Below are 26,933 nucleotides of genomic sequence, written 5' to 3' on the forward strand. Positions count from 1 at the left end.
CTAGTCTTTTTTAAATATTCGAAATTTACATAGAAGAATATAAAAAAGTATGGTATAACAGTAAGAAAACGAAAAAGAGGGGAAAAAACGATGATTCGAGTAGGATATTTAGGACCAGAAGCAACATTTACAAATATGGCGGTGAGTCGTTTTTTTCCGGAAGCAGAGCATGTGCCGTATCGAACGATTCCAGATTGTATAGATGCAGCTGCAAATGAAAATGTAGACTTCGCAGTTGTACCGTTAGAAAATGCAATAGAAGGTTCAGTGAATATAACGGTTGATTACCTTGTACATGAGCAGCCGCTTTCCATTGTAGGAGAAATTACAGTACCAATTCAGCAGCATTTACTTGTACATCCGCAGTATGCAGAAGTGTGGGGTGAAGTATATGCAGTGCATTCTCATCCGCATGCCATTGCACAGTGCCATAAATTTTTAAATGAAGAATTAAAAGGAGTAACTGTTCGAGATATGACATCCACAAGTGCTGCTGCGCAATATGTGAAAGAACATCCTGAAGAGAAAGTTGCTGCTATTGCAAATGAAGCAGCTGCAGAAAAATACGGATTAACAATTGTGAGGCGTAGTATTCATACGCATAAAAATAATCACACACGTTTCCTAGTACTCCATAAGAAAAAGAAAGCAGTACTCCCGAATGACGGAGAGAATCGCGGAGAGAAAACGACGCTTATGATAACGTTACCTGCAGATTATGCAGGTGCCCTATATCAAGTGTTATCAGCTTTCGCATGGAGAAAATTAAACTTATCAAAAATCGAATCGCGTCCGATGAAAACAGGTCTTGGAAATTACTTTTTCTTAATCGATGTCGATAAAGGATATGATGACGTATTATTGCCAGGCGTAACGATGGAACTTGAAGCACTCGGTTTTTCTGTTACTGTGTTGGGAAGTTATTCTTCTTATTGGTTGTAGAGGGGAGCTGTTGTTAAACTTGATTGAAATGAAAAGCTGTTTTTCGGTTTGAGGCAGAGTAAGCTATCGATTCTATTGAAGTAAGTGATTAATTAAGCTAGCAAAATAAAGAAGCCGTCCTAAAAGATATTTAGGACGGCTTTCTGTTAGGAATAGGTAACTCTTTTGTCGTGTTTTTAGTACGCATCATTACAACTATTATAATAGTAGGATTCATCATTGTTCGAATTACTGCAGCAAATACAATTCGTTTGTTGTATTAATAGATTGAGTGTAGATGGAGCTACAGTATCTGAGAAAGTAATACTCTCAACATCTTCTACTAAAAATGTTTTAATATCTCCTGGTGTTAAGGTAAATGTAAGTGGAGAGCGATGGTTTAATCTTGCAATTGTTAATCTAATCGTTGTTGCAAATGCAGGACTGAAACTAAATTTAATAAGTGTCTTATTATGATTTTTAGTGAAGTTTTCAAATACAGTTCGAGGAATTCCAGTTGTTATATCAAGATCTTGAGGGGTATTTCCCGTGCCGAAAATAGTATAGTTCTGTATAAAACAGTTATTTGAATCTGAATTTGAAGAATTACATGGACGATCATTTTTCTTATAATATTTTTTTCCATTTTTTAAGAAGTAATCCGCCATAATTAATCACTCCCTTCACATATAAGAATTAAAGGTTGTCCATATATAATATGAAATATATTTTTATATGTTTGGACGTGAAGGAAGAGAAAATAAAAAGAGTCCATCTGGTATGATGGACTCAATACTGTTTTACCTGGTGTGATTCTTTATTTTAACTTCGCAAGACGATCTTCTAACTGACCACGCCAAATATCAGCTAGTTCTGGAACGGCAAGAATTTTTTCAATGCCATCTTTATCTTTTCTATTATGAAAATAAATTTCGTTAGAGAACAAAACAGAAACATTGCTCGGTTGACGTTCTAGTAATGTAATTTTAGAATCTTTACGTACAGTACCTTCTTGAAGAACGCGGCATAGGTAGCCTGTAAATCCAGTTGCTACAATGCGTGGCAGTATGCCAGGGATGCCAAGACGTTTTGAAATTGTGCTACAAGGTACTCTTGATTGTGTCACTTGAATGATTGTTTCACCTAGTTGATATGTATCTCCGATGCAAACATCACGCTCTAACATATTTGTTACGGTAATGTTTTCGCCAAATGTGGAAGCTGGAAGCGTAGTTTGAAATTCCTCTTCCCATAGTGCGTAATGCTCGTGTGGGTACACACAAACAGCACGATCAGGACCGCCGTGATGTTTTAAATCCGCTACATCATCACCACGAAATCCGTCTTTTGAGAGAAAGGCCTCTTCTGTAGGGTCTTTACATATACCTGTTATCATTTCTTTATCTTCGCCATATTTCATTTGTTTCGGTTTGCCAATGCTAAAGTGAACGAGTTCAATTCCCATATTTGATCTCCTTTACGATTGATTACAATATTATAGCATTAAAAAAGCACAGAGAATGATAAAAACTCTGTGCCTTACATTAATAAACCAGAAATCCTGCTTTATCTAACGCCTCACAAGCAGCATCTAACTTTTCTTTAGAATCTGCTTCAATTGTATGTAAGTGAATACCATCTGTTAGTTGTGAAAGATAGGAAGCATTTGTGTTTTCGATTTTTTGTAAATATTGCTCTACATCAAAGCGATTGCTTACCATGATGGATGCTGTTAAGTCACCGTATACAGGATGCTCAACTTTTACATCTTTAATCGTAACGCCGTGGTCAACAAGCATTGTAAGTTCTTGACGTACTTCTGCTGGTTTGTGCTGGCATACGATTACGCGTTCGAAAGCTTGTTGTTTCTCTTGTGGTTTTAAATATAAATAGCCTTGGGCAGTCGCAATAATTGGTTCGTTTCGTGCTTTAAGCAAGGAAATATCTTGCACGATAACTTGCCTACTTACGTTTGTCTTCTTCGATAGTTCATTCCCAGATAACGGCTCATTTGCAGCGAGAAGCCACTGAAGGATAAGCTGTCGTCTTTCTTCACCTAAAATCTTTTTTTGGTCATTTTGTTTCATTATGATTTAACACCTCTATAAAATTGATTTCCAATTGTGTGTAGTGCATGAATAGTAGTATCAATTTGATCTTTCGTTGTTTGTTGTCCGAAAGAGAAGCGGACATATTGTTTGGCCTCTTCATACGTTTTTCCAATTGCAAGCATAGTTTTCGAAGGTTCTTGTTTACCGACTTGGCAAGCACTTCCGGTGGAAATGGCGATACCATGGCGATTACATTCTAGCATAGTATATTGACCTTCTATTCCTTTTATTGTAACCCCAACAATATGTGGTAAACAAGAAGTAGAATGACCTTCTACTTCAATTTCTAGCGGAAGTGTTTGTATTTGCCCTAAAAAGTAGGAGCGTAACTCTTTAAAACGTAAACTTTCTTCCCATTGAGTTTTTAATATATTTTCAGCAGCTGTTAAAAAAGATGCGATGCCGGGAACGTTCACTGTACCTGGACGAAATCCTTTTTCGTGAGAAGTTCCCGGAAATACTTGCTCCCAGCGAGATTGCGGATTTATGTAGCAAGCGCCGACACCTTTTGGTCCGTATATTTTATGTGCTGAAACAGAAAGACTATCAATGCCCATCTCAAAAACATGGATAGGCAGTTTACCAAACGTTTGCACACAATCTGTATGAAATAAAACATTATATTTTTTTAAAAGTGCCCCGATTTCTGTAATGTTTTGAACGGTTCCGATTTCAGAGTTTCCATGCTGTATACTTGCTAGCGCAGTATCTTCTGTAATAGCTGCCTCTAAATCTACTAAACAAAGGAGTCCGCTTTTATCAACAGGAATTTCAGTGATCGTATAGCCTTTTGATTTTAGAGATTGAAAATAACTTCGAATGGATGCATGTTCCATAGGTGTCGTAATAATATGCTTCTTAGTTCGGGCATTTAGAAGTGATTGAATCGCAAGATAGTTTGATTCCGATCCGCCACTTGTGAAAAATACTCCTTGTTCTTTTCCTCCAATCATTTCCGCAAATGTTTTTCGGCAAACTTGTAATAAAGAAGCAGCTGTTCCTCCAATATCATGTAAACTTTGTTCATTTCCGAAGTATTGCGACGCTGCTTTCATATATGTTTGTAACGCTTCCTCGCTCATAGGTGTAGTAGCTGCATAGTCAAGATATATCATCATGTAAGTTCCTCTCTCTAGTAAGAGTTACAGTTCTTTTACTTTTTAAATGGTAGTGAAAATAAGAATTATAAAAAAACTCTTGTCATTATTTTAAAACTATGTAAATATAGGTGTCAAGACAGTTGAAAAGTGTAAAGTAGGAGGCAACAATTATGCCAAGTGCAGATGTCTTAATTATTGGAAGTGGTGTTGCGGCACTTCGTGTTGCAAAAGAGATTTGTCACGAAAAGAATGTGATTATTATCACAAAGGAGACGAAACGTAATAATAATACACATTTAGCTCAAGGTGGAATTGCCGCAGCGGTAGCTACATATGACAATCCTAATGATCATTTTGAAGATACATTAGTAGCAGGGTGTCATTATAACAATGAAGAAGTGGTCCGTTATTTAGTCGAGGAGGGACCGAAAGAAATTAATAACCTTATTGAAAGAGGAATGAAATTTGATGGAGATGAAACAGGTCCTCATCTTGGAAAAGAAGGAGCGCATCGAAAACGTCGTATTTTACATGCAGGTGGCGATGCAACAGGAAAGAATTTATTAGAGCATCTTATTCAAGAAGTAGCTCCATACGTTACGGTAGTGGAACAGGAAATGGTGCTCGATTTTATTATAGAAAAAGATAAATGTGTTGGGGCTTTAACTCGCAACAATAAAGGAGAATTGAAACGTTACAATGCAGATTGTACGGTGTTAGCTTCAGGCGGTATTGGCGGTTTATACGCCTTTACTTCTAATGATGAGACGATTACAGGCGACGGACTTGCAATGGTGTACCGTGCAGGCGGAGAGCTTGTAGATTTAGAGTTTATACAATTTCATCCGACGATGTTATACGCGGGTGGGCGTTGTTCCGGCCTCGTGTCCGAAGCTGTTCGCGGAGAAGGAGCTGTCCTTATAAATGGAAAAGGGCAGCGTTTTATGATGGATATACATTCCGAACAGGATCTAGCACCTCGTGATGTAGTCGCACGGGCTATTCATGAACAGCTACTTGCGGGTGAAAAAGTGTACTTAAACATCGAAATGATTCAAAACTTTGAACAACGCTTTCCGACCGTGTCATCGATATGTAAAACAAATGGAGTCGATATAAATAAAAAACTTATTCCAGTCGTGCCTGGTACTCATTTTCACATGGGCGGCGTGAAAACGAACTGTGATGGAGAGACGTCTATTCCGAACTTATACGCAGTCGGTGAAGTAGCTTGTAACGGAGTTCATGGTGCAAATAGATTAGCGAGTAATTCATTATTAGAAGGTCTTGTGTTTGGAAAAAGAATCGGACGACACATTTTATCTAGAGAGACAAAAGAAAAGGTGAACATGCTAGCTGAAAAGGAAGAAAAGTTTATCGTTCTGAATCATTTACCGACGAAAGAAGAAATACAAAAATACATGATGAAATATGTTGGGATTGTGCGAACAGAGCAAAGTTTATCTTATGCGAAGAGATGGTTTAGTAAGTATGGTGTTCGAAATATGATATTACAACATGATGTTCTTACGAATGAAGAGATAACGCTTATTAATATGTTAACGGTTTGTGAGCTTATAGTTGTGTCAGCCTTGCAAAGAGAAGAAAGTATTGGCGGGCATTACCGGAGTGATTATCCAGATAGAAATATAGGAAAGAAAGAGATTGTTCGAGTAAAGAGAAAACTACAACTTGTGTGATGAGGGGAAGAGGGGCTTTATGAACACGATAAAAGTTAAAGAAGCATTAAACCGATTTTTTTTAGAAGATATAGGAGAAAGAGATGTAACATCTCAGCTTATTTTTCCAGATAACTTGCTTTCGAAAGGAACGTTTCTTGCGAAGGATACAGGGGTCTTTGCAGGATGTTTAGTAATTGAATCAGGATTTAAATTAATTGATGAGAGAATTGAAATAGAGCTTCATAAAAAAGATGGGGATCTTGTAGAAAAAGGAGAAATTATTGCAACAGTGCAAGGTCCAATCGCATCGTTATTAACAGCAGAGCGCGTTATATTAAACGTTATTCAGCGTATGAGTGGAATAGCGACGATGACGCGTAAAGCGGTTCTTGCTTTAGATAGTAGTCATACTCGCATTTGTGATACGCGAAAAACGATGCCAGGACTACGTATGTTTGATAAGTATGCAGTCGTGTGCGGCGGTGGATTTAATCATCGCTTCGGTTTATATGATGGTGTCATGATTAAAGACAATCATATTGCTTTTGCTGGTTCTATTACAAAAGCTGTTACATCAGTAAAAGAAAAGTTAGGACATATGGTGAAGGTAGAAGTGGAAACAGAAACTGAGGAACAGGTGAGAGAGGCTGTCGCTGCTGGTGCGGATATTATTATGTTCGATAATCGTACGCCAGATGAAATCCGGGAGTTTTCAAAGATTGTACCAAGTGCCATCGTTACGGAAGCTTCAGGGGGCATCACAATTGAAGATTTATCGAAATACGGAAAAACAGGGGTAGATTATATTTCACTTGGAGCGTTAACACATTCAGTGAAAGCACTTGATATTAGTTTCAATATTGAAGAGTAAGGAAAGTGGCTTAGAGGGGGAGAAACGTATATGAGTATTTTAGAAAAAGTACAGCCGATTGAAACGATGTTACCAGAGCGTTATTACACAATGTCAACGGAAGATATGGAAAAGCGTGTTCGTGAAATTAAAGAGAAAATGGGGAAAATGTTATTCATTCCAGGGCATCATTATCAAAAAGATGAAGTGGTACAATTTTCAGATGCAGCAGGGGATTCACTTCAACTTGCGCAAGTTGCAGCGAGCAATAAAGACGCAAAATACATTGTGTTTTGCGGGGTACACTTTATGGCGGAAACAGCAGATATGTTGACGACAGATGATCAAGTTGTCATCTTACCAGATATGCGTGCAGGTTGTTCGATGGCGGATATGGCAGATATTGAACAAACAGAAAGAGCATGGACAGAGCTCACTAAATTATTTGGAGATACGATGATTCCGTTAACATATGTGAACTCTACAGCTGCAATTAAAGCGTTTTGTGGTCGTAACGGAGGAGCAACAGTAACTTCTTCTAATGCAAAGCAAATGGTATCTTGGGCGTTTACTCAAAAAGAACGTCTCGTCTTTTTACCAGACCAACATTTAGGGAGAAATACAGCGTACGATCTAGGTATCCCGTTAGATAAAATGGCAGTATGGGACCCGCACACAGATTCATTAGAGTACGATGGGGATATAGAAGAAATTCAAGTGATTTTATGGAAAGGACATTGTTCTGTTCATCAAAATTTTACAGTGAAGAATATTGAGAGTGTACGAAAAAATCATTCTAATATGAATATTATTGTACATCCAGAATGTTGCTATGAAGTTGTAGCTGCTTCAGATTATGCAGGCTCAACGAAATATATTATTGATATGATTGAATCAGCGCCATCTGGTAGCAAATGGGCGATTGGTACAGAAATGAATTTAGTGAATCGAATTATTCAGCAACATCCAGATAAAGAAATTGTTTCGCTTAATCCATTTATGTGTCCGTGCTTAACGATGAATCGAATAGATCTGCCTCACTTATTATGGACACTTGAAACGATAGAAAGAGGAGAAGAAATTAACGTTATTAGCGTAGACAAACAAGTAACGGCAGAAGCAGTTCTTGCATTAAATCGTATGTTAGAGCGTGTGTAAAGCAACGGTATTCCCGTTGCTTTTTTTCATACATATAATCATAACGAGAACGAAATGGGCATACATTGTTTTGAAGAAATCATTGTGGTTCTTTATGCTTATTCCACTTCGAATGATATTGAAAATCGAAGAAGTGATAAAAGTAAAAAGAAGTTAATGTTATTTAGAAAGAGTTACTTCATGAGATTTGTTACTTATAGATAAGTTATACAGGAGGGGGAAAATTTGAAAATTCATATCGTGCAAAAAGGGGATACCCTTTGGAAAATTGCGAAAAAGTACGGAGTGGATTTTGACACGTTGAAAAAAACAAATACACAACTTAGTAATCCAGATTTAATCATGCCAGGTATGAAAATTAAAGTGCCATCAAAGAGTGTTCACATGAAACAACAGGCTGGAGCAGGTTCAGCGCCTCCAAAGCAATACGTAAAAGAAGTGCAGCAAAAAGAATTTGCAGCAACACCAACTCCGCTTGGAATAGAAGATGAGGAAGAAGTTACGTATCAATCAGCACCAATTACACAGCAGCCAGCTATGCAACAAACACAAAAAGAAGTGCAAATAAAACCGCAGAAAGAGATGCAAGTAAAGCCACAAAAAGAAGTACAGGTGAAACCACAGAAGGAGATGCAGGTAAAGCCGCAAAAAGAGGTGCAAAAAGAACAGCCAATTCAAAAAGAAAAACCAGTTGAAAAACCGTCTGTTATTCAAAAACCACCTGTGATAGAAAAACAAAAACCGGCGGAAAAAGAAAACACGAAGTTTTCGGTAAATGTATTACCGCAGCCGCCACAACCACCAATAAAACCGAAAAAAGAATATAAAATTTCAGATGTAATAAAAAAAGGAAGCGAGTTAATTGCTCCTCAAATTAGTAAAATGAAACCTAACAATATCATTTCTCCGCAAACGAAAAAAAATAATATAATATCGCCGCAAGTGAAGAAAGAGAATGTAGGGAATATAGTGTCACCACAAGTGAAAAAAGAGAATGTAGGGAATATAGTGTCACCACAAGTGAAAAAAGAAAATGTAGGAAATATAGTGTCGCCGCAAGTGAAAAAAGAAAATGTAGGAAATATAGTGTCGCCGCAAGTGAAGAAAGAGAATGTAGGGAATATAGTGTCACCACAAGTGAAAAAAGAAAATGTAGGAAATATAGTGTCACCACAAGTGAAGAAAGAAAACGTAGGGAATATAGTATCGCCAAATGTATCGAAAGAAAATGTAGTTATTCCACAAGTCATACCGCCAAATATTCAAATGCCGAATATAATGCCAATTATGGATAACAATCAACCACCGAATATAATGCCAATTATGGATAACAATCAACCACCGAATATAATGCCAATTATGGATAACAATCAACCACCGAATATAATGCCAATTATGGATAACAATCAAATGCCGAATATGATGCCAATTATGGATAACAATCAAATGCCGAATATGATGCCAATTATGGATAACAATCAAATGCCGAATATGATGCCAATTATGGATAACAATCAAATGCCGAATATAATGCCGATTATGGATAATAACCAAATGCCGAATATGATGCCAATCATGGATAACAATCAAATGCCGAATATAATGCCAATTATGGATAACAATCAAATGCCGAATATGATGCCGATTATGGATAACAATCAACCACCAAATATGATGCCCTATCAAATGCCGTATCAACAGCCCATGATGCCGCCGAATCCGTATTATCAACAACCAAATCCATATCAAATGCCATATCAGCAAGGAGCGCCGTTTGGACCGCAACATACGTCTATGCCAAACCAGAATATGATGCCAATGGATAATAACATGCCGCCGCTTGTGCAGGGTGAGGAAGATTGTGGATGCGGAGGAGAAAGTAGACTATATAGTCCACAACCAGGCGGTCCGCAATATGCGAATCCTTTATATTATCAACCAACTCAGTCTGCATATGCACCACAGCCAGGAACGATGTATTATCAACCAGATCCACCAAATGTATTTGGAGAGCCCGTTTCAGAAGAAGAGGACGAAGAAGAAGTTTAAAAAGGCGGGAGTATTCCCGCCTTTTTTGCATTCTTGTTGATTAAGAAAATGCAGTTTTTTTATGAAGTGCTAGAAAATTCCCAGTGAAATATTAACAGTGTAAAAACCTTCTCTGTTACTCATCATAAGAGGGAGCTTTTCAGTAGAGAAGCTCATTCTAACAGAGGGGGTTTTTGTATTGAATACGAAAGTAAAAGTGATTGCTGCTTCTTTGTTAGTTACTAGTGCATTAGCTGCATGTGGTACACCAAAAAACAATGCAATGGATGGACGTAACTACAATTACGAGCGTACATCTTATAATGATACACACCAGTATCGTGATAATGTGACGCGTAATGATCGTTATACAGATTATGTAACATATAGAAATGGTCGTAACGATACAGGATACAATTATTACCGTGATGTAAATTACAATGGACAAATTGCTAATCCGCATCCAACTCGTAATATTACAATGAACAATTCATACATTAACAATGATGGTAAAACAGCTGAAAGAATAACAAATCGTGTGAAACGTATGAATAACGTAGACCGTGTGTCTACAGTTGTATATGGAAACGATGTAGCGATTGCGGTAAAACCACGTAACACAGTGACAAATGAAACGGCGATGGCGAACGAAATTCGTCAAGCTGTTGCAAATGAAGTTGGAAACAGAAACGTATATGTTTCTGTAAGAAATGATATGTTTACTCGTGTCGATGCAATGAGTACGCGTCTACGTAACGGTACAGTTACAAACGATTTTAATCGTGATATAGGAAATATGTTCAGAGACATTCGTTACGGTTTAACTGGTACAGTGCGATAGCAAAACAAAAGAGGAAGGGGGAGCCCTTCCTCTTTATTCATCTTCGTCTTGTAAACGACGTTTTTTAATGAAATAACTAACGGAATAAGAACCTAAAAAGCATATGAAGAGAATACCACCTGTTAAAATAGCTTCAAATAGGGGGCTTTCTGGACTGAAAATGATATAAATAATAGCCATAACGATTCCTACAATAAGAGAGCGTAAAACAATTTTGTAATAAGGAGTTAATTTTATCTCCTTTTCACTTTCTTCTACATCAATTGAAACACTTAACTGTAAATAACTAAGGATCATACTCGTAAGAATAAATACTAGCCATAATGGAGATTTCGTAATTTGATCTATTCCTTCAGTGAATCCGATATAGCCTAAAATACCGATTATACCAAGTGATTGAAAAAGAAAAGCAATACGTACGTTTTTTTACGTTTGCAGAATGAGACGTTCATCCTTTATTTTTTTCACACTACCCATCTCCTGTTTATTATAATTTCGCTGTTACATTAATTGTAACATATATATTACATTTATCAATTTATAATTTACATATAATTTGTTTAGATGAAAGAGGAAATAAAATATTTTTATAAACATGTTGCACTTATACTTTATTAATGTTATATTAGCAAAGCGATGAGCTAATTTACGTAAGACGAGAGATATGCTTAAGTGCTAAACACGCGAATGTGGTCGCCTGGTCTCTCGCCGTAAACGCATCAAGACGCCTGCTTTGCAGGCGTCTTTCATTTTATATAAAAGTAAATGATACATGCAGATGAGGTGAATCCTTATCTGCATTTTTTATATTTTCGAAAGAAATGTAATATGGATAAAACCCCCATTTCCGGAAAAACTACTAATGAAAGTATGATCTTGCCTAAAAGAGGTGAACGGAAATGAAATGGATACTGATTGCGATGCAAGCTTTCGTTATGATGTTTTGTTTCGTTTATGAAACGAATGTGAAGGCGGAAGGGCCAGTACCAAAAGTAACGAAAAAAGAACCTGAGGTTACAATTTTATTAGAGCGTATGTATGTTGATGGCGAAGTAAGCGAAGAAATACTTACAGAAAAAGTGACGGATTTAGAAAAGTTTTTACAGCAGTATAAAGAATGGCAGCTCGTTGATCGTGATGATGTACAAATTGTATTGCAAAAGAAAGTTGATGATATTTCTCCGTTATTGAAAACGAGCGGGTATTTTGGTGTTTCAGAGGAAGGGATATTACAAATTTTCAAAGGTGTGCCAAAAAATGATAATGCGATCCATTCTTTCTTTCAAATTGATATGAAAAAGCTTGAGAGCTATGAACGTGCGAAATTGAAACGTGGCATTCGTATTAAATCAAAAGAAGGTTTTGTGAAGACGATTGAAAAAATGAAGCAATACGCAGTTCAAAGTAAGAAAAAAAGCAGCTCATGGTGAGCTGCTTTTTTTCTTATTTATTTTTAGCTAAAATTTCTTTTGCGATTTCATCAATTAGCATATCTTTTCCGATTGGATTGAATGCTTTCGTATTGAAGACTTCATTCGATACTTCATATACGTGATTATTTTTAACTGCTTTATTGTCTTTCCAAACGGCACTGTTTTTGTAGTCTTCGTAAACTTTATCAGCTTCGCCGCCGAAGTTTACAATAAACATTTGGTCAGGCTGGAATGCAACTAGACCTTCTAGTGATACTTGCGCCATCGTTTGTTTTAAATCCGTACCTTTTGTTGCTGGAAGTTTTAAGTCATTAAAGATGATGTCACCGTATCCGAAGCTACCGTATACACGGAAGTTTTGTGGTGTAACTGCAACGAACATAAAGTTCTCATCTTTTGTTTTCTCTTTAATTTTTTTAGATAAAGAGTCTGCTTTCTTATCGTAGTCTGCAATCCATTTGTCTGCTTTCTTCTCTTCGTCAAATAGCTTACCTACTTCTTTAAACTTACCACGCCAGTCTTCTAAGTTTGTTTCTAGAACAACTGTAGGTGCAACCTTTTCTAGTTGATCATAAATTTTTAATTGACGGTTGTTTAAAATAATTAAGTCTGGTTTTAAAGCAGTAACAGCTTCTAAATCAACTTTAGGTGCCCAGTACCAACCTACTGCTTTTACTCCATCTAACTTGTCTGTTAAGTGATTTTGGATTTTATCTTTATATGTATTTGCTGTACCAACAGGTTTATGTCCAAGAAGTAATAGTTCTTCTGTTGATCCAGATAAGTCAACAATTCTCTTTGGATTTACTGGAATTGTAGCTTCACCTTTAGCATGTTTTACAACTTTTGTTTTCGGTTGTTCTTTTGCTTTCGATTCTTCTTTTTGAGAAGAACAGCCAACGATAGAAAGAACAACAAGCATAATAGTAAATAAAATAAATAGCTTACGTTTCATCCTGATGTAACCCCTTTAATTAGTATTGATAATCATTATCGACTTCTGTATATTAAGGTGCTTTAACCTTTCTGTCAATGGAAAATAACAGAAGTTTCAAGTGGAGAACATTTGTTGGGGCAGTCTCGCTTTTCTATCATTAAATATGTTAAAATGGAATACATGATTTAAGAGGGAGAGATCGTATTTTGTTTGAATATGTTACAGGTTACGTGGAGTATGTAGGGCCGGAATATGTCGTAATTGATCATAATGGAATTGGTTATCAAATTTTCACACCAAATCCGTATGTATTTCAAAGAAGTAAGCAAGAAATCCGTGTCTATACATATCATTATGTGAGAGAAGATATTATGGCACTTTACGGTTTTAAAACACGTGAAGAGCGTTTATTATTTACAAAGTTGTTAGGCGTGTCTGGCATTGGGCCAAAAGGCGCTCTTGCAATTTTAGCTTCTGGTCAAACAGGACAGGTCGTTCAAGCGATTGAGCATGAAGATGAGAAGTTTTTAGTGAAATTCCCAGGCGTCGGAAAGAAAACAGCACGCCAAATGATTTTAGATTTAAAAGGAAAACTAGCAGATGTCGTACCAGATGCATTTGTTGATTTATTCTCAGACACAGAACGTTTTGATGAGAATAAAGGTTCATCAGCTGAGCTTGATGAGGCACTGGAAGCTCTGCGCGCACTTGGATACGCAGAACGCGAAGTTTCTCGTGTTGTACCAGAGTTATTAAAAGAAGCATTAACGACGGATCAGTATATTAAAAAGGCACTTAGTCTTTTACTAAATGGTAAGAGGTGAGTATAATGGACGAACGTCTCCTTTCAGGGGAATCTGCATATGAAGATGCGGATTTAGAATATTCATTACGGCCACAGACGCTCCGTCAGTATATTGGCCAAGATAAAGCGAAACATAATTTAGAAGTATTTATTGAAGCGGCGAAAATGCGTGAAGAAACGTTAGATCACGTGCTTTTATATGGACCACCAGGTCTTGGTAAAACGACGCTTGCGAATATTATTGCCAATGAGATGGGCGTTAATGTTAGAACAACTTCAGGTCCCGCAATTGAAAGACCAGGAGATTTAGCTGCTGTATTAACAGCGCTTCAGCCAGGTGATGTATTATTTATTGATGAAATTCATCGTTTGCATAGATCAATTGAAGAAGTATTGTATCCTGCGATGGAAGACTTTTGCCTTGATATTGTAATTGGAAAAGGGCCCTCAGCACGTTCTGTACGCCTAGATTTACCGCCATTTACATTAGTTGGAGCAACAACACGTGCTGGAGCATTATCGGCACCGCTTCGTGACCGCTTTGGTGTACTTTCAAGGTTAGAGTACTACACAGTAGATCAGCTTTCTGCGATTGTTGAACGTACAGCAGAAGTATTTGAAGTTGAAATCGATTCGTTAGCTGCATTAGAAATTGCAAGACGTGCTCGTGGTACACCTCGTATTGCGAATCGTCTTTTAAGACGTGTACGTGATTTCGCACAAGTTCGTGGTAATGGAACGGTTACGATGGAAATTACACAAATGGCATTAGAGCTACTGCAAGTAGATAAATTAGGTCTAGATCATATTGATCATAAATTACTGCTTGGTATTATTGAGAAATTCCGTGGCGGTCCAGTTGGATTAGAAACGGTTTCAGCAACAATTGGAGAAGAATCTCATACGATTGAAGATGTGTATGAGCCGTATTTATTACAAATTGGCTTTTTACAACGAACGCCGAGGGGCCGAATTGTAACGCCGCTTGCGTATGAACATTTCGGAATGGAGATACCAAAAGTATGACGGAGATGCCAAAGCTGCTTATTACAGCCGGGATCTTACTCATCGTTGTTGGATTAGCTTGGAAGTTCATTGGAAGGCTTCCAGGCGATATTTTTGTAAAAAAAGGAAACGTTACCTTTTATTTTCCTATCATTACATGTATTGTGTTAAGTATTGTATTATCTTTTATTATGTATATAATAAATCGATTTAAATAAGAAATAGGTGGATATAGCTATGGATATAAATCTGTTTGATTTTCATTTACCAGAAGAACTTATTGCACAAGTCCCGTTAGAAGAGCGTGAAACATCAAGATTAATGGTGTTAGACCGTGAAACAGGTGATATTGAGCATAAGCATTTTACGGATATTCTTTCTTACTTACATGAGGGGGATTGCTTAGTTTTAAATGAAACGAAAGTTATGCCTGCTCGTTTGCACGGTGTGAAAGAAGATACAGGCGCGCACATTGAAGTACTTCTTTTAAAACAAGAAGAAGGTGATAAGTGGGAAACGCTTGTAAAGCCAGCGAAACGTGTAAAAGAAGGAACTGTTATCTCTTTTGGCGAAGGGAAATTAAAAGCAACTTGCACAGGAACTGCAGATCAAGGTGGACGTCAGCTTGAATTTTCATATGACGGCATCTTCTATGAAATTTTAGATGAACTTGGGGAAATGCCACTTCCTCCATATATTAAAGAGACGCTAGAAGATCGCGATCGCTATCAAACAGTATATGCGAAAGAAATCGGTTCAGCAGCAGCGCCGACTGCGGGACTTCACTTTACAGAAGAGTTACTTGAGAAGTTAAAGCTAAAAGGCGTTCAGTTAGCATTCATTACACTTCACGTAGGACTTGGAACATTTAGACCAGTTTCTGCAGACACGATTGAAGAACACCATATGCACGCAGAATATTATCATATGTCTGAAGAGACAGCGGCATTATTAAATCGTGTGAAAGAGAATGGTGGACGTATTATTACTGTAGGTACGACATCAACTCGTACGTTAGAAACAATTGCAACAGATCATGAAGGTAAGCTTTGCGCCGCTTCTGGATGGACAGATATTTTCATGTATCCGGGATATGAATTTAAAGCAATTGATGGTTTAATTACAAACTTCCATTTACCGAAATCAACATTAATTATGCTTGTAAGTGCATTTGCAAATAGAGATAATGTACTTCATGCTTATAATGAAGCAGTAAAAGAAAAATATCGTTTCTTTAGCTTCGGTGATGCAATGTTCGTTGCATCTCACGCTAAAATGAGAAACAAATAAAAGGAGTAAGTTATGACAGCAATTCGTTATGAATTTATTAAGACATGTAAACAAACGGGTGCCCGTTTAGGTCGTGTGCATACGCCGCACGGTTCATTTGATACACCAACATTTATGCCAGTTGGTACACTTGCAACAGTTAAGACAATGTCACCAGAAGAATTAAAAGCAATGGATTCTGGCATTATTTTAAGTAATACGTATCATTTATGGCTACGTCCAGGTCATGAAATTATTCGTGAAGCAGGCGGTTTGCATAAATTTATGAACTGGGATCGTGCAATCTTAACAGATTCTGGTGGTTTCCAAGTATTCAGTTTAAGTGACTTCCGTCGTATTGAAGAGGAAGGCGTTCATTTCCGTAATCACTTAAATGGAGATAAATTATTCTTATCACCAGAAAAAGCGATGGAAATCCAAAATGCATTAGGTTCAGATATTATGATGGCATTTGATGAGTGTCCACCATTCCCAGCTACTTTTGAATATATGAAGAAATCTGTAGAGCGTACGAGCCGCTGGGCAGAACGTTGCTTAAAAGCGCATGAACGTCCGCAAGATCAAGGCTTATTCGGTATTGTACAGGGGGGAGAGTACGAAGAGCTTCGTCGTCAAAGTGCGAAAGATCTTGTTTCAATGGACTTCCCTGGTTACGCTGTAGGTGGTTTATCTGTAGGTGAACCGAAAGATATTATGAACCGTGTACTTGAGTTTACAACACCACTTCTTCCAGATAATAAGCCTCGTTACTTAATGGGGGTAGGTTCTCCTGACTCGTTAATCGATGGCGCAATTCGTGGTATTGATATGTTTGACTGCGTACTTCCAACTCGTATCGCTCGAAATGGTACATGTATGACAAGTGAAGGTCGCCTCGTTGTAAAAAATGCGAAATTCGCAAGAGACTTCGGTCCGCTTGATCCAAACTGTGATTGCTACACATGTAAAAACTACTCTCGTGCGTACATTCGTCACTTAATGAAATGTGATGAAACGTTCGGAATTCGTTTAACGTCTTATCACAACCTTCATTTTCTGTTAAACTTAATGGAGCAGGTGAGACAAGCTATTCGTGAAGACCGTCTTGGCGATTTCCGCGAAGAGTTCTTTGAACAGTATGGCTTTAATAAACCGAATGCTAAAAACTTCTAATACATAATTTAAAAGGAGGAACAAAAGATGAATGCAGGTATGATGAATATCGTTATGATCGTTGCGATGTTTGCGATTTTCTATTTCTTATTAATTCGCCCGCAACAAAAACGTCAAAAAGCAGTTGCTCAAATGCAAAGTGAGTTAGCAAAAGGTGATGCTATCGTAACAATCGGTGGTTTACACGGTACAATCGAATCAGTAGATGAGACGAAAATTGTTATTAAATCTGGTGGTTCACACTTAACTTTCGATCGCAATGCGATTCGTGAAGTTGTGAAAAACTAATTTGGAAGGCCCTGCATAAAATATGCAGGGCCTTTTTTAGTTACTTTGCTTTGACATATTTACACCGAAAATACCACCGAGTGTACTCGCCCCCATTAATGCTAATTGATAAAGTAATTGTGAGTTCGATAAAGTTTGAGAAAAGCCTAAATAGTTAACTAGAAAAACGAGTATAGTGAACGTGAGACCTGTTGTGAGACCTACTAGCCATCCTTTCCCTTGAGCTTTTTTACCAGCAATAAAACCAGACATAAGCATAGATAAAAGAGCGAGTATAAAAATAGTAACGGCTAATGTCCCTTCGTTTATATTCGTAAACTTTAATAAAAGAGCCATAATCATGCTAGTAAGAGATGCGAGAATTAATAGTGTAATAATACCGAAGCCGATTGCAGTGGATAATTTTTTCGTTCCATCCATTTATACATTCCCCCTTTTTAATACAAGCATATTTTTCTTTTGTCTAAGTTAGACTAGTTTCTTTTTTATAGGGGAGTCTATACGTAAAAAAGGAGATGTAGAAATGGAATGGATATCAATAATTGGACGGACAATGCTTTTATATATCATCATCTTAATTATTTTTCGTCTTATGGGTAAACGTGAGATAGGAGAACTAAGTGTATTAGATTTAGTCGTATTTATTATGCTTGGAGAAATGGCCGTAGTGGCAATTGAAAATACCGATAAATCACTTTGGCATCAATTAGTTCCGATGACTTTTCTTATGTGCATCCAAATTATTTTGTCAGTCATTTCCCTAAAGTATCAACGCTTTCGGCATTTAATAGAAGGTGAGCCGGCTATTCTTGTAAACGCGGGAAAGATTGATGAAAAGAAGATGAGAAAGCAACGTTATAATATAGATGATTTAATGATGCAATTAAGGGAACAAGGAGTTGGAGATATTCGGGATGTAGAATATGCTATTTTGGAACCGTCTGGGAAGTTATCTGTCTTTCAAAAACAAAAAAATAAACAAGATACATTGCAGTTTACGCTTCCTCTTATTATTGATGGAGAAATTCAATCTAGTCATTTACAAATGATTGAACATACAGATGAATGGCTTATTGAGAAATTAAAAAACTTAGGTTATAACGATGTAACACAAATTTTATACTGTAGTTTTCAAAACGGAAAATTTTTTGTTGATGTAAAAGAAAATTAGAGATTTATCCTTTGAAAGAGTAAGAATGATTAGTTTAACTAATAATCAGTGGAGATTACCCCACTGATTAAAGTTTCAACTTATTTCAAAAATGAAAGTTTACGAATGATAGGGAGACGACTTAACTCTTCTTTTCGAATGAGTTTGAAAGTGAAGAGAAGTACGATATAAACAATTGTTGTTAAAGTGATTTCCCATAATGTTTGTATGCCAAGGGCATGAGAGAAAATAATATATTTATGAAGATAAAAACCGAAGGCGCCCGCGATACCGATGGCAAGTCCGCCGAAAATATAGTCTTTTGCGTAAATGGTAAATGTAATCTTTTTTAAAACAGTAGCGTAGTGAAGAAATGTTACTGTTACAATATTTGCAGCAATAGCGAGAGCAACCCCCATCATTTGAAATTCTGGCCTTGATGCTAGTACAAAAATAACGATTAATTTCACGATGGCACCAATAAATGTATTCATCATTGCAGCTCTTGCTAAGTTTAAAGCTTGCAAAACAGAGGTAAGTGGACTTTGGAAATAATGAAATAAAAAGCAAGGCGCAAGAAGTTGAATGAATGCTGTTGCGCTGTCTGATCCATACATAAGAGTTAAAACAGGAGAAGCGAATACGTATAATATAACGACAGACCATCCGCCGGTAATTAATGAAATTCGAAGTGCTTGTTGTAAACGGTGCTCTACTAATTTATGTTGTCTTTTTGCCATTGCTTCACTAATAGAAGGAACGAGCGCTGTAGAGAGAGCGTATGTAATAAAGGCGGGTAGTGATAGGAGCGGGAATGCATAACCGTTTAATATACCGTATTGCTGGGTTGCAATAGAAGCAGCGACACCAGCGATTGCTAAGCTTTGCATAACGACAATAGGTTCAAAAAAATAGGAAACGGAGCCGATTAAACGACTTCCTGTAGTTGGAAGGGCAATATCCATCAGAGAATAAAATGTTCCTTTGCTTTCCTTTACAGTAGTGAAAAATCCAGAGCGTATTGATAAATGTTTTTCTCGCTGAAATAACGTGAGTAAAAATAATAAGGATGCAACTTCACCGAGAACAGCTGATAACATAGCGCCGGCTGCAGCGTATTCTATGCCGTAAGGTAAAAATAATTGAATGCATATAGCGATAATGGTAATGCGGACGACTTGTTCTAGAACTTGCGCATAAGCGCTAGGTTTCATGTTTTGTTTCCCTTGAAAGTAACCACGCAAAACAGAAGAAACAGCAATAACAGGAACAACGGGCAAAATGGCCATTAATGGATAGTACGTTCTTTCGTCGGTTAATAATGTTTTTGCTAAAATAGGTGTGAGGAACATAATTCCGATTGTTAAAATGATACTAATAACGGATGTAACAGCTAGTGATACGGTTAATATTTTTTTAACTCTTTGTTTATCGTTCACAGCTTCCGCTTCTGCTACAAATTTTGCGATTGCAACAGGAAGACCAATTTGTGTCAATGTAATTGCTAAAATGAATGTAGGAACGGCCATCATATAAAGACCAACGCCTTCTTCTCCCAAAATACGTGCCATTACTATGCGGTTGATAAAGCCGAGTATTTTTGTAATAAAGCCGGCTATCATTAAAATAAATGCGCCTTTTAAAAAGCTTTGTCTCGTCATGTTCTTCTCCTACCTTCTCAAAATCAATGGAATGATTTACAATAATTTATATGCACGTACGAGACAAGAATGACAAGCATTTAAGAGAGTGAAGTATGATAGTGCTCTTGAAAGTAGTTATTGCTGTCCATTAGAGCGGGAATAAAAGCGACTTTTCGTGCGAAATAAGAAGGAGATGTTATAGATGTTAGATAGAGAGGCTTTGGTAGAATCATACCGCGGACAGTTACAAGTCGTTTTAGAAAGTAAAGTAGAAGAGTTTCAAATGTTCGGCTACGACAGAGTGACAGATGATGACATTTGGAAGTTTCTTAAAGTGAAAAAGTGGAAGAAGATAGACAGCGATGTTAGATTGTATGAATTAGTTAATGACGTATTAACAGTAAGTGCTAATGAATATATGACATATTTAACTGTTGAAGCATATCAAGCGCCACTTTGGTCATTTGATGAATATGAAAATAAATAACCGACTGCAATTGGTTTGTTCTTCCTTTTGCAGTATAATGATAGGTATTGATAATCAGGAAATAATTATGTCTAAGATCATATATAAAGGAGGTAGTGAAGAGAGAAAACAAATAATGAAAGTGCAGGTATCGTGAAAACGTACCGGCACAGCTAGTGATGAGCTAGCAAAATTATAGAAAGGAAGTCTACTAACTAGACGTATGCACACGTGTAAAAGTGAATCGTAAGAGATTTATTTAAAGTGTTAGTAGCGGAAAGAGGGTACATATGGCAAAGCGTGGTACGAGAATTGCCGCCTTTTTCCTCATCGTTTTATTAATCGGTGGAGTAATTGGTGCGGCAGGAAAAGACATAGCAAAAGGAATTAGTCTAGGACTAGACCTTCGCGGTGGTTTTGAAATTCTGTATGAAGTAAAACCAGCCAAAAAAGGTGACAAAATCGATCGAGACGTACTTGTAAGTACAGTAGGTGCTCTTGAGAATCGTGTCAATGTTCTCGGTGTAAGTGAGCCGAACATTCAAATCGAAGGGCAAGATCGAATTCGTGTACAGCTTGCTGGTGTACAAGATCAGCAAAAAGCACGTGAAATGTTATCAACACAAGCGAAATTAACATTCCGTGATGTAGATGATAATCTTCTTATGGACGGAACGGATTTAAAAGGCGGCGGAGCGAAGCAAACATTTGATGAGCAAGGCCGTGCGAGCGTAGGTCTTACACTAAAGAGCGCTGAAAAATTCCGTGAAGTAACTGAAAAAATTTCAAAAATGCCACCACCAACGAATTTAATGGTAATTTGGCTTGATTTTGAAGAAGGAAAAGATTCGTACAAAGCAGAATCTGCAAAACCGAATCCGAAGTTCTTATCAGCAGCAACAGTAAACCAAGTATTTAACCAAGCTGAAGTATCTATCGTAGGTGGAAACTTCACAGTTGAAAGTGCGAAACAACTTTCATCTTTATTAAATGCAGGTGCACTTCCTGTTGATTTAAAAGAAATGTATTCAACATCTGTTGGAGCGAAGTTTGGTCAACAAGCGTTAGAGCAAACGATTTTCGCTAGTGCGATTGGTATCGCTCTTATTTTCTTATTTATGCTTGTATTCTACCGTTTACCAGGACTTGTAGCGGTTATTATGTTAGGTTTATACATTTTCGTTACGTTACTTGTCTTTAACTGGATGCATGCAGTTCTTACGCTGCCGGGTATTGCGGCGTTAGTGCTCGGGGTAGGTATCGCTGTTGATGCGAATATTATTACGTACGAGAGACTGAAAGAAGAGCTGAAAATTGGTAAGTCAATGATGTCAGCATTCCGTGCTGGTAACCATCGTTCATTAGCAACGATTTTAGATGCGAACATTACAACACTTGCAGCAGCTGGTGTGTTATTCGTTTACGGTAATAGTTCCGTAAAAGGGTTCGCAACAAGTTTAATCGTAAGTATTTTAGTCGGTTTCATTACGAACGTATTCGGTACTCGTTTCTTACTAAGTTTACTAGTAAAGAGCCGTTACTTCGATAAAAAACCAGGATACTTTGGTGTGAAGCAAAAGGATATTATTCCATTAACAAAAGGTGTAGTACATCCACCAACGAAATTTGATCGTATTAATTTCGTAAATGTCGGTCATAAATTCCTTATCTTCTCGATTGTAGTTGTAATTGCAGGTGCAATTATCTTGCCAATTTTCAAATTGAATCTTGGTATTGACTTTGCGAGTGGTACACGTATCGACTTGCAATCAAAACAAGCAGTTACTGTGTCTGATGTTCATAAAGATTTTAAAGAGTTGAACATTGATGTGAAGGAAGAAAATATTGTACCGACTGGAGATGACAATAAAGGATTCGCAGTTCGTACATTAGGTGTTCTATCAAAAGATGAAATTGCAAAAACAAAAACATTCTTCCACGATAAATATGGTACAGATCCAAACGTAAGTACAGTTTCACCAACAATCGGGAAAGAAATTGCACGAAATGCATTTATCGCAGTATTAATCGCTTCTGCGGTTATCATTTTATACGTAAGTATTCGATTCCGATTTACGTACGCATTATCTGCAGTACTTGCATTATTACATGATGCGTTCGTTATGATTGTTATATTTAGTATTTTCCAATTAGAGGTAGACTTAACGTTTATCGCTGCAGTGTTAACAATCATCGGTTATTCTATTAATGATTCAATCGTTACATTTGATAGAAACCGTGAATTATACAAACAGAAAAAACGAGTTCGCGATATAAAAGACTTAGAAGAAATCGTAAATGCAAGTATTCGCCAAACGCTTGGTCGTTCGATTAACACCGTATTAACAGTGTTATTCCCAGTAATTGCACTGCTTATCTTCGGTAGTGAGTCACTACGTAACTTCTCGTTTGCGTTACTAGTTGGATTAGTTGTAGGTACGTATTCTTCTGTTTTCGTTGCTTCTCAAATTTGGTTAATGCTTGAAAACCGTCGTTTGAAAAAGGGCAAAAACAAGAAAAAGGTTGAGAAAGTAGAATCTGAACCGCAAGTATAGAAAAGATGATGTCTCTTTATGAGGCATCTCTTTTTTCGTTTGTGGATACAATAAGATAGCAACTTTTTAACAGAAAGAAGATGGAAGAAAGTGGTGGTATTATCGCTGTTTTTGTTAAAATAAAAAGATAGGTTAAGAAAAGAAGGGATTTTAATGATGGAAAAAGATGAACGTTTTAAACAGGCTGAGTTTGGTGCTATTGTCGGGATCGTTGGTAATATTATATTAGCGATTGTAAAGGCGGTAATTGGTTATATTGGGAACAGTAAAGCACTGTTAGCGGATGCGGTGCATTCTGCATCAGATGTAATTGGTTCGCTAGCTGTACTTTTTGGATTGCGAGCGGCAAAGCAGCCACCTGATGAGGATCATCCATATGGTCATGGTAAAGCGGAATCGATTTCGGCGATTATTGTTGCGGTATTATTATTTATTGTGGGACTTGAAATCGCGATTTCGTCTATAAAAGCTTTTTCGCAAGAACTAGAACCACCGAAAGGAATTACGATATTTGCTGTTGTTCTTTCAATCGTCGTGAAAGAAGGAATGTTTCAATATAAATTCCGATTAGGGAAAAGAGTAAACAGTGATGCAATTATTGCAAATGCATATGAGCACCGTTCGGATGTATTTTCTTCAATTGCAGCTTTAATCGGTATTTGTGCAGCTATAATTGGTGGTAAGCTTGGTATAGACTGGCTCGTATATGCTGATCCGATTGCGGGATTAGTTGTTTCACTTCTTGTTGTAAAAATGGCATGGAGCATTGGAGCGGAAGCAATTCATGCAACGCTTGACCATGTTCTTCATGAGGAGGATGTTATTCCGCTTAGAGAAGCAGTTCTTCAAGTAGATGGTGTGAAAAAAATTGGTTCTTTATATGCACGGGAGCATGGTCATTATGTTATTGTCGATATTAAAGTGTCTGTAGATCCATACATTACCGTAGAAGAAGGACACCGTATTGGAAAACATGTGAAAGAAATACTTATGAAACAAGATAATGTACAAAATGTATTCGTACATATAAATCCGTATTCTCCAAATTAAACATCATTAACATTTTAGTATATAGATATTGCATCGTAGTTTGCATTATATTGTCACCCCTTAATCTGTCTTGTATAATGAACAGGTTAAGGGGTGATTTCGTGTTACAACCGAAGACGCGTTGGAAAGAAAAAGAATATAATGACGAGCGAGTGAGTGAATTAGCAAGTAAATTACAGTTATCGCCACTTGTCGTTTCATTATTCCTCGGTAGAGGACTAGATACAGAAGATAAGATTTTAGATTTTTTAAATACAGAAAATCAAGAATTTCATGATCCATTTTTATTAGAAGGAATGGATAGAACGGTAGAACGTGTAAATAAGGCCATTCAAAATGGAGAGCAAATATTAATATTTGGTGATTACGATGCGGACGGAGTAAGTAGTACGACGGTTTTATATCTTGCTCTTCAAGAATTAGGTGCAGAAGTAGAATTTTACATTCCAAATCGTTTTACAGAAGGGTATGGACCGAACGAAGAAGCGTTTCGTTGGGCGCATAGCGCAGGGTTCTCACTGATTATTACTGTCGACACTGGCATCGCAGCAGTACATGAAGCAAATGTAGCGAAAGAGCTTGGAATAGATCTAATTATTACAGATCACCATGAGCCACCGCCAGAATTGCCAGAAGCACTTGCGATTATACATCCGAAATTAGAAGGTGGCGTATATCCGTTTCACTATTTAGCTGGTGTAGGTGTTGCGTTTAAAGTTGCGCATGCACTATTAGGCCGTGTACCAGAACATTTATTAGAGATTGCAGTAATTGGTACAGTAGCCGATTTAGTATCACTTCATGGTGAAAATAGGTTGCTAGTGAAACGCGGTTTAAAACATATGCGTATGACGAGAAATATTGGTTTGAAGGCATTGTTTAAAGTTGCTAACGTTTCGCAAAGTGAAATTACCGAAGAGAGTATTGGTTTCTCAATTGCACCTCGTATTAATGCGGTCGGGCGTTTAGAAGATGCAGCGCCGGCTGTACACCTTTTATTATCAGATGATCCAGAGGAAGCGAAAGAGCTAGCTGAAGAAATTGATGAGCTGAACAAACTGCGAAAAGATATTGTAAAGCAAATTACAGAAGAGGCTATCGCTGAAGTGGAAAATAACTTCCCACCAGAAGAAAATAAAGTATTAGTACTTGCAAAAGAAGGCTGGAACCCAGGGGTAATTGGAATTGTTGCTTCTAAATTAGTTGAACGTTTTTATCGTCCGACGATTGTATTAAGCATTGATCCTATAAAAGAAACAGCAAAAGGCTCAGCACGTAGTATTGCAGGATTTGATTTGTTTGCAAATTTATCAGATTGTAGAGAGTTATTACCACACTTCGGAGGGCATCCGATGGCAGCGGGAATGACGCTACATATGAATGATGTAGATGAATTACGTCGCCGCTTAAATGAACAAGCAGATGCAATTTTAACAGACGAAGATTTTATTCCAATTACAGCAGTTGATGTTTTTTGCAAAGTAGAGGATGTAACGTTAGCGGCAATTGAAGATATGCAAAAACTAGCCCCGTTTGGTATTGGAAATCCGAAACCACGTATTGCAGTAAAAGATGCAGAGTTAGAAAGCATTCGCGCAATCGGATCAGATGGCTCTCATTTAAAAATGGCTCTTCGTGATGGACAAGCAACACTGGATACAATTGGATTTGGTTTTGGTGCATATGCGAAAGAAATCTCTCCAGTTGCAAAAGTATCTGTAATAGGAGAAGCGTCTATTAATGAATGGAATAACTTTAAGAAGCCACAACTAATGGTACAAGATATTGCTGTAGAGGCGTGGCAATTATTTGATTGGCGTAGTATGCGTAATGCAGAAGCAAATTTAGCAGAACTTCCGAAAGAAAAAATAACAATGGTGTATTTTTCTGAAGAGGTATTGAATAAATTTTCTTTAGAGAGCTATAAAGAAAAGCTCATGCATGCTTCAGAAGTAACGCATTTAGATGATCAATATATCGTGTTACTTGATTTACCAAAAGGAACAGATGAATTACGTGAGCTATTTAAGGTAGGATTCCCAGCGCGAATTTATACGCTATTTTATCAAGAGAATAACCACTTATTTAGTACAGTTCCGACGAGAGAACACTTTAAATGGTACTATTCTTTCTTAAGCCAAAAAACACCATTTTCTTTAAGACAATATGGAGAACAACTATGTCGTCATAAAGGTTGGTCAAAAGATACAGTAAATTTCATGACACAGGTGTTTTTTGAGTTAGAATTTGTTACAATAAAAGATGGCGTCATTTTTATGGCAGACAAAAAACAAAAGCGTGATTTAATTGAATCGAACACATATCGTGAGAAAATGAACCACTTACAATTAGAAAAAGAATTGGTTTATAGCACATATCAGCAACTATATACATGGTTTGAAACGATTCGTAATCATAAAGAAGTAGAACAGTTAGGGTAAAGGATTTGTATTTACAAACCTTTTAGA

Annotated in this window: 25 protein-coding genes and 1 pseudogene; 18 read left to right on the forward strand and 8 right to left on the reverse strand. The window is 37.1% G+C overall.

Going from position 1 to position 26,933, the window contains the following annotated elements; translation table 11 throughout:
* The first annotated feature begins 90 nt into the window (after positions 1-90).
* Complete coding sequence (pheA, locus tag ACTFRY_RS02230; protein WP_098616170.1) at positions 91-942, forward strand: prephenate dehydratase; 852 nt, start codon at positions 91-93, stop codon at positions 940-942.
* 176 nt (positions 943-1,118) lie between these two features.
* Here the strand turns inward: pheA and ACTFRY_RS02235 are convergent, their stop codons facing one another.
* The 4 genes from ACTFRY_RS02235 to ACTFRY_RS02250 form a co-directional block, all read right to left on the reverse strand.
* Positions 1,119-1,589 carry a hypothetical protein gene (locus ACTFRY_RS02235; protein ID WP_000796370.1) on the reverse strand — a complete coding sequence of 157 codons (471 nt, stop codon included), beginning with the start codon at positions 1,587-1,589 and terminating at the stop codon, positions 1,119-1,121.
* 149 nt (positions 1,590-1,738) lie between these two features.
* A complete protein-coding gene (locus tag ACTFRY_RS02240) occupies positions 1,739-2,386 on the reverse strand; it encodes an MOSC domain-containing protein (protein WP_000510669.1) in 648 nt (215 codons plus the stop codon).
* Between the two features lie 79 nt (positions 2,387-2,465).
* Positions 2,466-3,008 carry a transcription repressor NadR gene (locus ACTFRY_RS02245; protein ID WP_000812240.1) on the reverse strand — a complete coding sequence of 181 codons (543 nt, stop codon included), beginning with the start codon at positions 3,006-3,008 and terminating at the stop codon, positions 2,466-2,468.
* Positions 3,008-4,150 (reverse strand): IscS subfamily cysteine desulfurase, encoded by a 1,143-nt coding sequence (locus ACTFRY_RS02250; RefSeq protein ID WP_000973758.1) that lies wholly within the window; start codon positions 4,148-4,150, stop codon positions 3,008-3,010. The genes ACTFRY_RS02245 and ACTFRY_RS02250 overlap by 1 nt, the downstream gene beginning before the upstream one ends.
* Positions 4,151-4,302: 152 nt before the next feature.
* Here ACTFRY_RS02250 and nadB point away from each other — a divergent pair, with 152 nt between their 5' ends.
* The 5 genes and pseudogenes from nadB to ACTFRY_RS02275 all read left to right on the forward strand — a co-directional run bounded on the left by nadB (position 4,303) and on the right by ACTFRY_RS02275 (position 10,691).
* Positions 4,303-5,832, forward strand: coding sequence for an L-aspartate oxidase (gene nadB, locus ACTFRY_RS02255; RefSeq protein WP_098616171.1), 1,530 nt, complete (start codon positions 4,303-4,305; stop codon positions 5,830-5,832).
* Positions 5,833-5,851: 19 nt separating this feature from the next.
* A complete protein-coding gene (gene nadC / locus ACTFRY_RS02260) occupies positions 5,852-6,685 on the forward strand; it encodes a carboxylating nicotinate-nucleotide diphosphorylase (RefSeq protein ID WP_001092207.1) in 834 nt (277 codons plus the stop codon).
* A 30-nt stretch (positions 6,686-6,715) separates the two neighbouring features.
* Positions 6,716-7,822 carry a quinolinate synthase NadA gene (gene nadA / locus ACTFRY_RS02265; RefSeq protein ID WP_000025306.1) on the forward strand — a complete coding sequence of 369 codons (1,107 nt, stop codon included), beginning with the start codon at positions 6,716-6,718 and terminating at the stop codon, positions 7,820-7,822.
* A gap of 225 nt (positions 7,823-8,047) precedes the next feature.
* A pseudogene (gene safA / locus ACTFRY_RS02270) lies at positions 8,048-8,204 on the forward strand (SafA/ExsA family spore coat assembly protein); the annotation flags it as partial.
* A 1,845-nt stretch (positions 8,205-10,049) separates the two neighbouring features.
* A complete protein-coding gene (locus ACTFRY_RS02275; RefSeq protein WP_001093541.1) occupies positions 10,050-10,691 on the forward strand; it encodes a YhcN/YlaJ family sporulation lipoprotein in 642 nt (213 codons plus the stop codon).
* Positions 10,692-10,724: 33 nt separating this feature from the next.
* Here ACTFRY_RS02275 and ACTFRY_RS02280 read toward each other — a convergent pair whose 3' ends face one another.
* A complete protein-coding gene (locus tag ACTFRY_RS02280; protein ID WP_229172736.1) occupies positions 10,725-11,105 on the reverse strand; it encodes a branched-chain amino acid ABC transporter substrate-binding protein in 381 nt (126 codons plus the stop codon).
* 485 nt (positions 11,106-11,590) lie between these two features.
* Between ACTFRY_RS02280 and ACTFRY_RS02285 the strand changes: the two genes are divergently transcribed.
* Positions 11,591-12,121 (forward strand): BofC C-terminal domain-containing protein, encoded by a 531-nt coding sequence (locus ACTFRY_RS02285; protein WP_000871178.1) that lies wholly within the window; start codon positions 11,591-11,593, stop codon positions 12,119-12,121.
* Positions 12,122-12,134: 13 nt separating this feature from the next.
* On the opposite strand, the gene ACTFRY_RS02290 is transcribed toward ACTFRY_RS02285, so the two are convergent.
* Positions 12,135-13,079 (reverse strand): iron-hydroxamate ABC transporter substrate-binding protein, encoded by a 945-nt coding sequence (locus ACTFRY_RS02290; protein ID WP_000823606.1) that lies wholly within the window; start codon positions 13,077-13,079, stop codon positions 12,135-12,137.
* 188 nt (positions 13,080-13,267) lie between these two features.
* On the opposite strand from ACTFRY_RS02290, the gene ruvA reads away from it, so the two are divergent.
* The 6 genes from ruvA to yajC are packed head-to-tail and all read left to right on the forward strand — an operon-like array spanning position 13,268 to position 17,601.
* The gene (gene ruvA / locus ACTFRY_RS02295) at positions 13,268-13,885 is read left to right on the forward strand and encodes a Holliday junction DNA helicase RuvA (RefSeq protein WP_000464513.1); all 618 of its coding nucleotides are present in this window, start codon (positions 13,268-13,270) and stop codon (positions 13,883-13,885) included.
* A gap of 5 nt (positions 13,886-13,890) precedes the next feature.
* Positions 13,891-14,892, forward strand: coding sequence for a Holliday junction branch migration DNA helicase RuvB (ruvB, locus tag ACTFRY_RS02300; protein WP_000344449.1), 1,002 nt, complete (start codon positions 13,891-13,893; stop codon positions 14,890-14,892).
* Positions 14,889-15,089 (forward strand): DUF2905 domain-containing protein, encoded by a 201-nt coding sequence (locus ACTFRY_RS02305; RefSeq protein ID WP_000138162.1) that lies wholly within the window; start codon positions 14,889-14,891, stop codon positions 15,087-15,089. The genes ruvB and ACTFRY_RS02305 overlap by 4 nt, the downstream gene beginning before the upstream one ends.
* Before the next feature lie 19 nt (positions 15,090-15,108).
* Positions 15,109-16,161, forward strand: coding sequence for a tRNA preQ1(34) S-adenosylmethionine ribosyltransferase-isomerase QueA (gene queA, locus ACTFRY_RS02310; RefSeq protein ID WP_000354027.1), 1,053 nt, complete (start codon positions 15,109-15,111; stop codon positions 16,159-16,161).
* Between the two features lie 12 nt (positions 16,162-16,173).
* Positions 16,174-17,313, forward strand: a complete 1,140-nt coding sequence (tgt, locus tag ACTFRY_RS02315) for a tRNA guanosine(34) transglycosylase Tgt (RefSeq protein WP_000125365.1) — start codon at positions 16,174-16,176, stop codon at positions 17,311-17,313.
* Positions 17,314-17,340: 27 nt separating this feature from the next.
* Positions 17,341-17,601 carry a preprotein translocase subunit YajC gene (gene yajC / locus ACTFRY_RS02320; RefSeq protein WP_000991115.1) on the forward strand — a complete coding sequence of 87 codons (261 nt, stop codon included), beginning with the start codon at positions 17,341-17,343 and terminating at the stop codon, positions 17,599-17,601.
* Positions 17,602-17,637: 36 nt separating this feature from the next.
* Here yajC and ACTFRY_RS02325 read toward each other — a convergent pair whose 3' ends face one another.
* Entirely contained in the window at positions 17,638-18,021 is a 384-nt protein-coding gene (locus tag ACTFRY_RS02325) for a TIGR04086 family membrane protein (protein WP_000349141.1), read from the reverse strand.
* A gap of 103 nt (positions 18,022-18,124) precedes the next feature.
* Here ACTFRY_RS02325 and ACTFRY_RS02330 point away from each other — a divergent pair, with 103 nt between their 5' ends.
* A complete protein-coding gene (locus ACTFRY_RS02330; RefSeq protein ID WP_000454820.1) occupies positions 18,125-18,772 on the forward strand; it encodes a DUF421 domain-containing protein in 648 nt (215 codons plus the stop codon).
* Positions 18,773-18,852: 80 nt separating this feature from the next.
* Here ACTFRY_RS02330 and spoVB read toward each other — a convergent pair whose 3' ends face one another.
* A complete protein-coding gene (spoVB, locus tag ACTFRY_RS02335; protein WP_016118661.1) occupies positions 18,853-20,412 on the reverse strand; it encodes a stage V sporulation protein B in 1,560 nt (519 codons plus the stop codon).
* 184 nt (positions 20,413-20,596) lie between these two features.
* On the opposite strand from spoVB, the gene ACTFRY_RS02340 reads away from it, so the two are divergent.
* The 4 genes from ACTFRY_RS02340 to recJ all read left to right on the forward strand — a co-directional run bounded on the left by ACTFRY_RS02340 (position 20,597) and on the right by recJ (position 26,906).
* A complete protein-coding gene (locus ACTFRY_RS02340) occupies positions 20,597-20,881 on the forward strand; it encodes a post-transcriptional regulator (protein WP_000886978.1) in 285 nt (94 codons plus the stop codon).
* A gap of 269 nt (positions 20,882-21,150) precedes the next feature.
* Positions 21,151-23,415 (forward strand): protein translocase subunit SecDF, encoded by a 2,265-nt coding sequence (gene secDF, locus ACTFRY_RS02345; RefSeq protein WP_001119060.1) that lies wholly within the window; start codon positions 21,151-21,153, stop codon positions 23,413-23,415.
* 156 nt (positions 23,416-23,571) lie between these two features.
* Positions 23,572-24,465 (forward strand): cation diffusion facilitator family transporter, encoded by an 894-nt coding sequence (locus ACTFRY_RS02350; RefSeq protein ID WP_000409743.1) that lies wholly within the window; start codon positions 23,572-23,574, stop codon positions 24,463-24,465.
* Positions 24,466-24,566: 101 nt separating this feature from the next.
* Entirely contained in the window at positions 24,567-26,906 is a 2,340-nt protein-coding gene (gene recJ, locus ACTFRY_RS02355) for a single-stranded-DNA-specific exonuclease RecJ (protein ID WP_061664892.1), read from the forward strand.
* The last annotated feature ends 27 nt before the right edge of the window (positions 26,907-26,933 follow it).

This window comes from Bacillus cereus group sp. MYBK195-1, from assembly GCF_051916605.1.
Taxonomy (GTDB): Bacteria; Bacillota; Bacilli; order Bacillales; family Bacillaceae_G; genus Bacillus_A; species Bacillus_A cereus.